This window comes from Rhizobacter sp., assembly GCF_031412075.1.
Taxonomy (GTDB): Bacteria; Pseudomonadota; Gammaproteobacteria; order Burkholderiales; family Burkholderiaceae_C; genus Rhizobacter.
On record NZ_JANOCG010000386.1, the window covers coordinates 1 to 11,056 of the forward strand.

Sequence of the window (11,056 nt, forward strand, 5' to 3'; positions counted from 1 at the left end):
GTTTGCCAAGGCGATCGACGCCGGTCACCTGCACCACGTGAGCAGCATTGCTGCAGCGGGCTTGTACGAAGGTGTGTTCCGCGAAGACATGTTCGACGAGGCCGAGGGCCTGGACCACCCGTATTTCATGACCAAGCACGAGAGTGAAAAAATCGTGCGCAAGGAAAGCAAGATCCCCTGGACGGTTTACCGCCCCGCGCTGGTGGTGGGCGACTCGGTCACTGGCGAGATGGACAAGATCGACGGCCCGTACTACTTCTTCAAGCTGATCCAGCGCATGCGCGAGATCCTGCCGCCGTGGATGCCCAGCGTGGGCCTCGAAGGCGGGCGCATCAACATCGTGCCGGTCGATTTCGTGGTGAGCGCGCTCGACCACATCAGCCACCAGAAGGGCGATCTCAACAAGAAGTGCTTCCACCTCGTCGACCCCGAGGGCTACCGCGTGGGCGACGTGCTCGACGTCTTCAGCAAGGCCGCGCACGCGCCCAAGATGAATGTCTTCATCAACGCCGCGCTGCTGGGCTTCATTCCCAAGAGCGTGAAGAAGGGACTGATGGCACTGGCCCCGGTGCGGCGTGTGCGCGCCGCGGTGATGAAAGACCTGGGCTTGCCCGAAGACATCCTGACCTTCATCAACTACCCCACACGCTTCGATTGCCGCGAGACGCAGGCGGCGCTCAAGGGCGCTGGCATCTCATGCCCGAAGCTTCCTGACTACGCCTGGCGCCTGTGGGACTACTGGGAGCGCCACCTCGACCCGGCGCTGCTGATCGACCGCAGCCTGCGTGGCACGGTGGCCGGCAAGGTGGTGCTGGTGACTGGCGGTTCCTCGGGCATCGGCCTGGCCGCAGCGATCAAGTTTGCCGAGGCCGGAGCCATCACCGTGATCTGCGCGCGTGACCAAGCCAAGCTGGCTGAAGCGAAGAAAGAGATCCTGGCCGCCGCCGGCAAAGACGCGAAGGTCGAAACCTTCTCGGCCGACATCGCCGACGAAGCCAGCTGCAAGACGCTGATCGACTGGCTGACCGACACCTATGGCGGCGTCGACTTCCTCATCAACAACGCGGGCCGCTCGATCCGCCGCGCCATCGAAAGCAGCTACGACCGCTTCCACGATTTCGAGCGCACCATGCAGCTCAACTACTTTGGCTGCCTGCGCGTGACCATGGGCTTGCTGCCGGGCATGGTGGCCAAGCGCAAGGGCCATGTCGTCAACATCAGCTCGATCGGCGTGCTGACCAACGCGCCGCGCTTCTCGGCCTATGTGGCGAGCAAGGCCGCACTCGACGCCTGGACGCGCTGCGCCTCGAGCGAGTACGCCGACACCGGCATCACCTTCACCACCATCAACATGCCGCTGGTGCGCACGCCGATGATCGCGCCGACGCAGATCTACAAGAACGTGCCGACGCTCGCGCCGGAAGAAGCGGCCGACATGATTTCCGAGGCCTGCGTCTACAAGCCGGTGCGCATCGCCACCCGCCTGGGCATCTCGGGTGAGGTGCTGCATGCACTCATGCCGCGCGTGGCGCAGATCGTGATGAACACCAGCTTCCGCATGTTCCCCGACAGCTCGGCCGCCAAGGGCGACAAGGCGGCCAAGCCGACACTGTCACCCGAGGCGATGGCCTTGCAGCAGATGATGCGGGGCATTCACTTTTAGCTCCCACTCCGTTCGGGCCGAGCCTGTCGAAGCCAGCGCCGTTCGCAGCAAACACGTCGACAGGCTCAGTGCGAACGGAGTTACTCATCAAATCTCACGATGCGCATTGAAGATATCCGCCAGCGGCTGCGTGCCGCTGGTGCCAAGCCCCTGCACGAGCAGCGTGTGCTGCGCCTGTGGTCGCAGGCGCTGCCGCAAGACAGCGGGCGGCGACAACCGAAAGACTTCCTGCCGCTGAGCGTGCGCGAGGTCTTGCCGGCCTTGATGGACGATCTGCAAGGCCTGGTTCAACTGCGCTCCGAACACCCCGCCGAAGACGGCTCGGCCCGCCTGCTGGTGGGGCTCGCCGATGGGCAAACGGTCGAGAGCGTGCTGCTGCCGCGCGACGGTCTGTGCGTGTCGTCGCAAGTGGGTTGTGCGGTGGGCTGCGTCTTCTGCATGACCGGCCGCGACGGCCTCTTGCGCCAGCTGGGCAGCGCCGAGATCGTGGCCCAGGTGGTGCTGGCGCGGGCGCGGCGGGTGGTGAAGAAAGTTGTCTTCATGGGCATGGGCGAGCCGGCCCACAACCTCGACAACGTGATGGAAGCCATCGAACTGCTGGGCACGGCCGGTGGCATCGGCCACAAGAGCCTGGTGTTCTCCACGGTGGGAGATCCACGCGTTTTCGAGCGCCTGCCGCAAGGGGTGGTGAAGCCGGCGCTGGCGCTCTCGCTGCACACCACCAAGCCCGAGCTGCGGGCCCAACTGCTGCCGCGCGCGCCGCGCATCACACCGGCCGAGCTGGTGGAAGAAGGTGAGCGTTATGCGCGCGCCACCGGCTACCCGGTGCAGTACCAGTGGACGCTGCTCGAAGGCATCAACGACAACGACGACGAGCTGGATGGCATCGTCAAGCTGCTGCGCGGCAAGTACGCGGTGATGAACATGATCCCGTACAACAGCAACGAGGGCATGGACTTCCAGCGCCCTTCCTGGGAGCGCGCTGCCGAGATTGCCCGCTCGTTGCACCGCCGTGGTGTGCTGACCAAGTTGCGCCATTCGGCAGGGCAGGACGTGCAAGGCGGCTGCGGCCAGCTTCGTGCGCGCGCAAGCGACACAAGCGCTGCTGCAAGCACGCTCATCACGCTGGTCAGAAAAGCCAGTCACCCCGCTCGCGCCATGCCCAACACTTAGGTGACAGCGGCGGGTCTAACCGATTCCTATACTGGTTGTTTCACCGAGGAGACAACCATGAGCAACACCACCGCACTGCAACTGCGCTCGCTGGTCAAGAAGACCGGCGAACTCGAACTCTCGCTCGCCAGCGTGCCCATCCCCGAGCCCGGCCCCGACGAAGTGCTGGTGCGCATCGAAGCCTCGCCGCTCAACCCCTCTGACCTCGCGTTGCTGTTTGGCGGCGCCGACATGACGGCCGCCAAGGTCTCGGGCACCGCGGCCAGCCCGGTGATCACTGCACCCATTCCCGAGCGCATGATCCGCGCCATGAGCGCGCGCATGGATGAATCCATGCCCGTCGGCAACGAAGGTGCGGGCGTGGTCGTCAAGGCCGGTTCGTCCGAGGCCGCACAAGCAATGATGGGCAAGACCGTGGCCATTCTCGGTGGCGCGATGTATGCGCAGTACCGCGCCATCAAGGCCGTGCAGTGCCTGGTGTTGCCGGCGGGCACCACGCCGGCCGAAGGCGCCTCGTGTTTTGTCAACCCGCTCACCTCGCTGAGCATGGTCGAGGTGATGAAGCGCGAAGGCTACAAGGCGCTGGTGCACACGGCCGCCGCCTCCAACCTGGGGCAGATGCTCAACAGGATCTGCATTCAAGATGGCGTGGCGCTGGTCAACATCGTGCGCAAGCCCGAACAGGCCGAGATCTTGCGCAAGATCGGCGCCAAGTACATCTGCGACTCCAGTCTGCCCAGCTTCATGCAGGACCTGACGCAGGCCCTGGTGGAAACCGGCGCCACGCTGGCCTTCGACGCCACCGGCGGCGGCAAGCTGGCGAGCCAGATCCTCACCTGCATGGAAGCTGCAGCCAACCAGACGGCCAAGGAATACAGCCGATACGGCTCGACGGTGCACAAGCAGGTCTACATCTACGGCGGCCTCGACCGGGGCCCGACCGAACTCGCGCGCAGCTTCGGCATGGCCTGGAGTGTGGGCGGCTGGCTGCTCACACCCTTCCTGCAGAAGATCGGCTTTGCCGAAGCGCAAAAGCTGCGCGAGCGGGTGGCCTCGCAACTCAAGACCACCTTCGCCAGCCACTACACCCAAGAGGTGTCGCTGGCCGAAGCCTTGTCGCTCGAGGCCATCGGCGTTTACGCCAAGCAGGCCACCGGCGAGAAGGTCCTGATCAACCCCCACAAGGGCTTGTGATCAAAGAGCGGATCAGCGCGGCTTGAGCCAATGTTTGAGAACGGCTTCGGTAGGGATGTACAGGCGCAGCTTGACTCCCTTGCTGAGCCGCTCTTCTCCTGCCAGCTCGCCGTCGTCGATGCCGCGCGGGTTGTAGCCCAGCGCCAGCACGAGCCTGCGGTTCATGCGCACGCTCAACTCGGTGCCGAAGCCGGTTTGAGCGGGCAGGTGGCTGTCTGAGAGCCGCGCCGCATGCACGCTCAGCCGCCAGCGCCGCGCGATCTGGTGAATGGGGCGCACCAGGCCGAGTGTGGTGGTGCGCACCTCACCGGCATTGAAGGCCAGGTCGCGGTCGTAGCGGCGCGCTGCGCGCAGCAGCCAATCGCTTTCGTCGTTCAGTTGCCAGTTGATCTCACCCGCGCCGATGTGGGCGCGGCGGTCGGCCACTCCGGGCTGCACGATCCCGTCAGGGATGGCGTTGCGAGCGAGCCCGGTGTAGCGCCAGAAGGTGCTGAATCGCCGCTCTTCGGGCTCTTGCCAACCCCAGCCGAGCGTCAGGGAACCCGAGTTCACCGACACCTCGTCGGGTTGTTCGTTGGGCTGCACGCCGGTGGCGCTGACGCGTGTGAGCAAGAGGCTGTTTTGTGTCAGGCGCTGTGTGTAGTCGACGGCGGCGAAGGCGCTGTTGCGGATGGGCGTGCGCACCGCCTGCAACTCGGTCGACAGCACCCGCTGCGGAAATGCGTTGTGCGTCACCCGCAGGTCGACGGTGTTGGACTTGACGGCGTTCTCGCCACCGATCGGAATGCCTGATTCGAGCAGCGTCTGTGCACTCCACTGCGGCGCCAGCTGGGCGGTGTGCCGCCAGCCCAGCACCAGCAGCGCGTCGCGGTCGTCGACCAGGCTTTGGTGGCGAATCTGCGCGTACACCAGGCCGTCGGGCGAGCCCTCGGGTACTTCGGCGCCGATCACGCGCTTGTAGGTGGTGCGCTCTTCAACCCCGGCCGATGACAGCAGGCCGAGCTGGGTGGCCTCGCGCCAGTAGACGCGTGAGCCGCTCCATTGGCTGCCGGGACGGTAGTCGGCACCAAATTCGGTGCGCGCCGCAGCCAGGCGCTCGTCACCGGGGGCCATGTCCGGCTTGATGGCGCGCTGGTGTTGCGCTGCGAAGGTGAGGCCGGGCATCGCCTCCCACTGCGTTTGCACGCCGGCAAAGTTGGCGCGGGGCTGCGGGTCGATCCAGCCTTCGCGCAGCTCGGTGTCTTCGAGCCGGGCATGGCGGGCAAAGCCTTCCACCCACAGCTCGTGGCTGCCGAAGCGCAGGCCGGTCTGGGCATCGGTGCGGGCCACGCCGACGATGTCGTCGTTGAGGCGGCGGCCCTGGGTATGGATCGACCAACCCGGTGCCAGCGTGGTGACGAGCGAGCCGCCGTTCTCGCGCCCGCTGCCGTCGACCTGGTTGTAGAAGCGCCATTGCGAGCGGCGGCCGTCGTGCAAGATCTCCCAGGTGCGGGCTGGCTGGCCGGCGGCCGGGATGCCGACACCGGCGTAGTCGAGCCGGCCGGTCTGGCGTTCGTCGAGCGCGAGCGTCCAGCGTTTGCCCAGGTCCACTGTCTTGCGCTTTCCAAACACGCGGTAGCGGCGCTCGGGGTCGGGGCCCAGTGCGTCGATCAGCAACTCGTCGAGAAACTCCTGCCAGGAATCGAGCGTGGTCTCGATGCGGGTGGAGAGGTCGGGTCGTGGCGGGTCGATCAGGGTTTCGTCGTTCGCCGCCGTGGGCGCTGAGGCGGCTTCCGAAGGTGGTGCCACGTCGGCGGCTGGCTGCGCCACCACGCTCGCGCAGGCGGCCAGCCACAGCGCGCCGCAGAGCAGCAGACGGGCGTGGTGAGGTGTGCACATGGACAACGAGTGTCGCAGCCCACGGCCGCACCATCTGTAGGAGGACGGCGCATCACGATGACCGGCCCCTACAATTTGCCGCATACAACTTTGTCGGACGCCGCCACCATGACCACCGAGCCCCCCTCTGGCCCCCCCACCCATACCGCCGAGCTCGCCAATATCGCGCCGCGCGACAAGGCCGAGATCCTGGCGCAGGCGCTGCCCTACATCCGCAAGTTCCACGGCAAGACCATCGTCATCAAGTACGGCGGCAACGCGATGACCGACCCGGCCTTGCAGCAAGATTTTGCCGAAGACGTGGTGCTGCTCAAGCTGGTGGGCATGAACCCGGTGGTGGTGCACGGTGGTGGCCCGCAGATCGAAGACGCGCTGGCCAAGATCGGCAAGAAGGGGACCTTCATTCAAGGCATGCGTGTCACCGACGAAGAGACCATGGAAGTGGTCGAGTGGGTGCTGGCCGGCCAGGTGCAGCAAGACATCGTGGGGCTGATCAATGTGGCGGGCGGCAAGGCCGTGGGCCTGACGGGGCGTGATGGTGGCTTGATCCGCGCGCACAAGTTGAAGCTGATCGACCAGAAAGACCCGAACAAGGTGCACGACGTGGGCCTGGTCGGCGAGATCGAATCCATCGACCCGAGCGTGGTGAAGGCGCTGCAAGACGACCAGTTCATTCCGGTCATCTCGCCGCTGGGTTTTGGCTCGGAGAACGAGAACTACAACATCAACGCCGACGTGGTCGCCGGCAAGCTGGCCGAGGTGCTGAAGGCCGAGAAGCTGATCATGCTGACCAACATCCCCGGGGTGCTCGACAAGAGCGGCAAGCTGCTCACCAACCTCACCGCACGCGAGATCGACGAGCTGTTTGCCGACGGCACCATCAGCGGCGGCATGTTGCCCAAAATCGCTTCGGCGCTCGACGCGGCGAAGAACGGTGTCAACACGGTGCACATCATCGACGGGCGTGTGCCGCACGCGATGCTTCTCGAAATCCTGACCGAGCAGGCTTACGGAACCATGATCCGAAGTCATTGATGGCCCCCCAGTCGCTGCGCTCCTGCCCCCAAGGGGCGCCACCCAGCGGACCGGCAAAGCCGGATCCGCGGGCGTTGCTTGATGGGCACCTCGCTTCGCTTGTGCTGCGCGAATGACGCAGCAACGCTCCCGAGTCTGGTTATTTGATCTTGACGACACGCTGCATGACGCGTCGCATGCGTCGTTCGGGGCTTTGCATGTGGCGATGACCGACTACGTGGTGCGCCACGTCGGTCTGCCGCTCGACGAGGCCTCTGCCTTGCGCCAGCACTACTGGCTGCGCTACGGCGCCACGCTGCTGGGCTTGGTGCGCCACCATGGCGTCAAGGCCCATCACTTTCTCGAAGAGACGCACCGCCTGCCGGGTCTGGAAGACCGGCTGCGCAGCAATGCACACGATCGCGCCGCTTTGCGCCGGCTGCCCGGCCGCAAGTTCATTCTCACCAATGCGCCGCGCGCGTATGCGCTGCGTGTGCTCAACGCGATCAATCTCGTCGATTGTTTCGAGGGTGTGATCTGTGTCGAAGACATGCGCATGTTCGGCCACCATCGGCCCAAGCCCGATGCGCGCATGTTTCGCTGCATTGCAGCACGCTTGAAGGTCAGGCCAAGCCGCTGCGTGCTGGTCGAAGACACGCTGCAACATCAGCGTTCGGCGCACAGCGTCGGCATGCGCACGGTCTGGATGCGGCGCTACTTGCATACAGTCGGCAAGAGTGTGAACAACGCCATGGAAGTTGGTGTTCACCCTTGTCAAAAGCCACCCTATGTGTATGCAAGAATTCGTTCGCTCAAGACCCTGAAAACCTTGTGAATACAAGCCCCAAGCCGAGATGACCGACGCTGCCCACATTCCCGACGAAGCCACTGCGCCAGCCACCGGCGCGGCAGAACCGACGGGCCGCAAGCGTCCCAAACCGGGTGAGCGCCGTGTGCAAATCCTGCACACACTCGCAAGCATGCTGGAGCAGCCCGGGGCTGACCGCATCACCACCGCAGCGCTGGCTGCCAAGCTCGAAGTGTCTGAAGCGGCGCTCTACCGCCACTTCGCGAGCAAGGCCCAAATGTTCGAAGGCCTGATCGAGTTCGTCGAGCAGAGTGTCTTCACCCTGGTCAACCAGATTGGCGAGCGCGAGACCGATGGCCTCGTGCAAGCGCAAAAGATTCTCAGCGTGCTGCTGCAGTTCGGCGAAAAGAACCCCGGCATGACACGCGTGATGGTCGGCGACGCCCTGGTGTTCGAAAACGAACGCCTGGTCTCGCGCATGAACCAGTTCTTCGACCGCATCGAATCTCAGTTGCGTCAAAGCCTGCGCCTGGCTGCCGAGTCGGCCGGCTCGAACACCCCCACGGTGGACGCCAACGCACAAGCCTCGGTGCTGACGGGTTTTGCCGTCGGCCGCCTGCAGCGTTATGCCCGCTCGGGCTTCAAGCGGGTGCCCACCGAGCACCTCGACGCTGCGCTGAAATTGCTCGTCGGCGCCTGATCCGGCAGAGTGGTAGGCGCCTCAAGGCGCCCGCAAAATTTCCAGCCGTGCTTCCTTGCGCCATTGCGCCACCTGAGCCTGCACCCGCTCGTTGACGAGTTGTGAGCGCAGCGCCGGTTTCATCGCCTCGAACGGGTCCTTGTCCAGGCTGCGCATCGTGTGCAGCTGGATCACATGCCAACCATGCACCGTGCGCACCGGCGTGGGGGTGATGCCGCCCGGCTTCAAGCTGCGGGCCGTGGCCACGAAGGCCGGCTCGAGGTCTGCGCCCTTCACGGCGCCCAGGCGGCCGCCCTTGTCTCGTGTGTATTCGTCGGCCGTGTGTTTTTTGGCCAAGGCGGCAAATGAGGCGCCCGCGTCGAGTTCGGTGATGACTTGGCGCGCCATCGTTTCATCGCCCAGCAAGATGTGGCTCGCGGTGATCTCCAGCTCCGGCTGAGTGTGCGTGTATCGCGCGTGCAAGGCCTCATCGCTCACCGTGACCTCAGACACCAGCTGCCGCATCAGGTGCTGGCCGAGCAGGCTCTTGAGGGCCAGCTCCATCTCGGCCTGGGTGTCCACACCTGCAGCGAGCCCGGTGGCGTGGGCGCTCTGGCTCAAGAGCTCCGTCATCACCAGGTCGTCGAGCAAACGAGCGTGGTCTTGGGGTGCGTCCGCCGGCGCGTCGCCTCGGCGGGTCTGCGCCAGCAGGTTCAGCACGGTGCGTTGCACGGGCTGGCCGTTGACGATGGCCACCACGCCAGCGGGCAGCGCGGCGTCGGTCGATAGCTGAATCTGCGCCTGCTCGCGCCAGCGCTGCTGCTGGGCCTGCACCTTCGCGTGAACCACTTGCAACTCGGCGTCGCTGATCGGGGTGCTGCCCATCAGCTCACGCACCACCCGCTGTGCGAGCAGTGTCTTGGACTGCAGCTCGACTTCGGTCACGACGGCGGGCGACTTGTCCAGCCCGCGCTGGCGCGCCTTCTGCGCCAGCAGCTCGATGTCGATCAACTCGTCGAGCAGCTGCTTGCGGTCGACAGCGGCGGCCGACGCTTCTGCCGCGGCGCTTGCGGGAGCGTCGTTGGGGTTGGCAACGCCCGTGTGGGCACGCGTGAGGTGGTCCAGCAAGGCACGGCTCACCGGTTCGCCGTTGAGCATGGCAACCGCCGGCAAGGTGGAGGGCAGCGCCGGGCGCGGGCTGCGTTCGCAGGCGCACAGCAGGCTTGCCAAGAGCAGGCCCAGCCAGGCGGTGTGGCGAGTAAAGGTCATCAACATCGGAGAATCGTTTCGGAAAAGGCCGAGAGACGCGAGCAGGCCCCGCAACAGCAGCGTTTCATGGGAAGAGCCTCGTGAGGCGCGCTGATTGTGGACGGTCGTGCACTATTCTGTGGCCTCGGTTTCCCCGTGCTGGTTAACCCGGGGCGCTCGAAAAGGCCCCCGTTACACTGCCCTCGCCCCTTCTGTTCATCGACGCGCCGAGCCATCACGCATGTCCAACCTGACCGACCCGCTGCTGCACCTGATATCCCGCGCGGAAGCCCTGATTTCGCGGCTTGAAACCGCACTGCCTCACGGTTTGGTGGCACCCGATTGGGCGGCGTCGACAGCCTTCCGCTACCGCAAACGCGGCAGTTCGTGTGCATTGGAGCCGGTGAAACATGTGGCTTCGATCCGATTGAATTCGCTGGTCGAAGTGGAGCCGCAGAAAGAGCGCCTCCTGCGCAATACCGAACAATTTGTGAGCGGCCGTGCAGCCAACAATGTGTTGCTCACCGGGGCCCGTGGCACGGGCAAAAGCTCGCTGATCAAGGCGTGCCTGAACGAGTTTTCAGCCCAGGGCTTGCGCCTGATCGAGGTCGACAAGGCCGACCTGGTCGACCTGCCCGACATCATCGACCTGGTCGCCCCCCGGCCCGAAAAATTCATCGTGTTTTGCGACGACCTCAGCTTTGACGAAGGCGAGCCCGGCTATAAGGCGCTGAAATCCACGCTCGACGGCTCCGTGGCGCAGGCCTCCGACAACGTGCTCATCTACGCCACCAGCAACCGCCGCCACCTGTTGCCCGAGTACATGAAAGAGAACCTGAGCTACACCCACACCGAAGACGGTGAGGTGCACCCGGGCGAGGTGATCGAAGAGAAGATTTCGCTCAGCGAGCGCTTTGGCCTGTGGGTGAGCTTTTATCCGTTCACCCAGGACGAATACCTCGCCATCGTGGCGCAGTGGCTGCGAGGCCATGGGGTGAGCGAAGACGCCATCGTCGCCGCGCGGCAAGAAAGCCTGGTGTGGGCGCTGGAACGCGGCTCGCGCTCGGGGCGGGTGGCTTTCCAGTTCGCCAAGGACTACGCCGGGCGGCACGCCGCATGAGCGCGGCTGCAGAGAGAACGCCGGTCGACGTTGCGGTGGGGGTGTTGATCGACTCGCAAGATCGATTTCTGCTGACCTCGCGCCCCGAGGGCAAGGTCTACGCCGGCTACTGGGAGTACCCCGGCGGCAAGCTCGAGGCCGGCGAGACAGTCGAACAGGCCTTGCGGCGCGAGCTGCACGAGGAGTTGGGCATCACCATCGGCGCCGTCCACCCCTGGAAGGTCGAACTGATCGACTACGAACACGCCCGCGTGCGGCTGCACTTCTGCAAGGTCTACG

The 11,056-nt window shown here is 65.1% G+C and carries 10 protein-coding genes; 8 read left to right on the plus strand and 2 right to left on the minus strand.

Features of this window, described 5'->3' with window-relative positions:
- From RMO40_RS14440 to RMO40_RS14450, 3 genes are all read left to right on the plus strand, one after another.
- On the plus strand, positions 1–1,663 hold a 1,663-nt coding region (locus RMO40_RS14440), incomplete at its 5' end, for an SDR family oxidoreductase (protein ID WP_309722569.1).
- A 99-nt stretch (positions 1,664–1,762) separates the two neighbouring features.
- Positions 1,763–2,836, plus strand: coding sequence for an RNA methyltransferase (locus RMO40_RS14445; protein ID WP_309722570.1), 1,074 nt, complete (start codon positions 1,763–1,765; stop codon positions 2,834–2,836).
- 57 nt (positions 2,837–2,893) lie between these two features.
- Positions 2,894–4,030, plus strand: a complete 1,137-nt coding sequence (locus RMO40_RS14450) for an alcohol dehydrogenase catalytic domain-containing protein (RefSeq protein WP_309722573.1) — start codon at positions 2,894–2,896, stop codon at positions 4,028–4,030.
- A 12-nt stretch (positions 4,031–4,042) separates the two neighbouring features.
- Here the strand turns inward: RMO40_RS14450 and RMO40_RS14455 are convergent, their stop codons facing one another.
- Entirely contained in the window at positions 4,043–5,908 is a 1,866-nt protein-coding gene (locus RMO40_RS14455; RefSeq protein ID WP_309722575.1) for a hypothetical protein, read from the minus strand.
- Positions 5,909–6,016: 108 nt separating this feature from the next.
- On the opposite strand from RMO40_RS14455, the gene argB reads away from it, so the two are divergent.
- From argB to slmA, 3 genes are all read left to right on the plus strand, one after another.
- Entirely contained in the window at positions 6,017–6,943 is a 927-nt protein-coding gene (gene argB, locus RMO40_RS14460) for an acetylglutamate kinase (protein ID WP_309722577.1), read from the plus strand.
- 112 nt (positions 6,944–7,055) lie between these two features.
- A complete protein-coding gene (locus RMO40_RS14465; RefSeq protein ID WP_309722579.1) occupies positions 7,056–7,757 on the plus strand; it encodes a pyrimidine 5'-nucleotidase in 702 nt (233 codons plus the stop codon).
- Between the two features lie 19 nt (positions 7,758–7,776).
- The gene (gene slmA, locus RMO40_RS14470; protein WP_309722585.1) at positions 7,777–8,430 is read left to right on the plus strand and encodes a nucleoid occlusion factor SlmA; all 654 of its coding nucleotides are present in this window, start codon (positions 7,777–7,779) and stop codon (positions 8,428–8,430) included.
- Positions 8,431–8,451: 21 nt separating this feature from the next.
- Here the strand turns inward: slmA and RMO40_RS14475 are convergent, their stop codons facing one another.
- On the minus strand, positions 8,452–9,684 hold the full coding sequence (locus tag RMO40_RS14475; protein ID WP_309722589.1) for a peptidylprolyl isomerase: 1,233 nt from the start codon (positions 9,682–9,684) through the stop codon (positions 8,452–8,454).
- 214 nt (positions 9,685–9,898) lie between these two features.
- On the opposite strand from RMO40_RS14475, the gene RMO40_RS14480 reads away from it, so the two are divergent.
- Both RMO40_RS14480 and RMO40_RS14485 read left to right on the plus strand, forming a co-directional pair.
- Positions 9,899–10,777, plus strand: coding sequence for a DUF815 domain-containing protein (locus RMO40_RS14480; RefSeq protein WP_309722591.1), 879 nt, complete (start codon positions 9,899–9,901; stop codon positions 10,775–10,777).
- Positions 10,774–11,056 (plus strand): NUDIX domain-containing protein (locus tag RMO40_RS14485; protein ID WP_309722593.1); only part of this gene is annotated, 283 nt, incomplete at its 3' end. The genes RMO40_RS14480 and RMO40_RS14485, both read left to right, overlap by 4 nt.

What these genes read in the sequence shown, in the direction of transcription:
- RMO40_RS14455 (WP_309722575.1), bottom strand. Translation starts at nt 5,908, where the DNA reads ATGTGCACACCTCACCACGCCCGTCTGCTGCTCTGCGGCGCGCTGTGG.
- RMO40_RS14465 (WP_309722579.1), top strand. Translation starts at nt 7,056, where the DNA reads ATGACGCAGCAACGCTCCCGAGTCTGGTTATTTGATCTTGACGACACG.
- RMO40_RS14475 (WP_309722589.1), bottom strand. Translation starts at nt 9,684, where the DNA reads ATGTTGATGACCTTTACTCGCCACACCGCCTGGCTGGGCCTGCTCTTG.
- RMO40_RS14450 (WP_309722573.1), top strand. Translation starts at nt 2,894, where the DNA reads ATGAGCAACACCACCGCACTGCAACTGCGCTCGCTGGTCAAGAAGACC.
- RMO40_RS14480 (WP_309722591.1), top strand. Translation starts at nt 9,899, where the DNA reads ATGTCCAACCTGACCGACCCGCTGCTGCACCTGATATCCCGCGCGGAA.
- RMO40_RS14445 (WP_309722570.1), top strand. Translation starts at nt 1,763, where the DNA reads ATGCGCATTGAAGATATCCGCCAGCGGCTGCGTGCCGCTGGTGCCAAG.
- slmA (WP_309722585.1), top strand. Translation starts at nt 7,777, where the DNA reads ATGACCGACGCTGCCCACATTCCCGACGAAGCCACTGCGCCAGCCACC.
- argB (WP_309722577.1), top strand. Translation starts at nt 6,017, where the DNA reads ATGACCACCGAGCCCCCCTCTGGCCCCCCCACCCATACCGCCGAGCTC.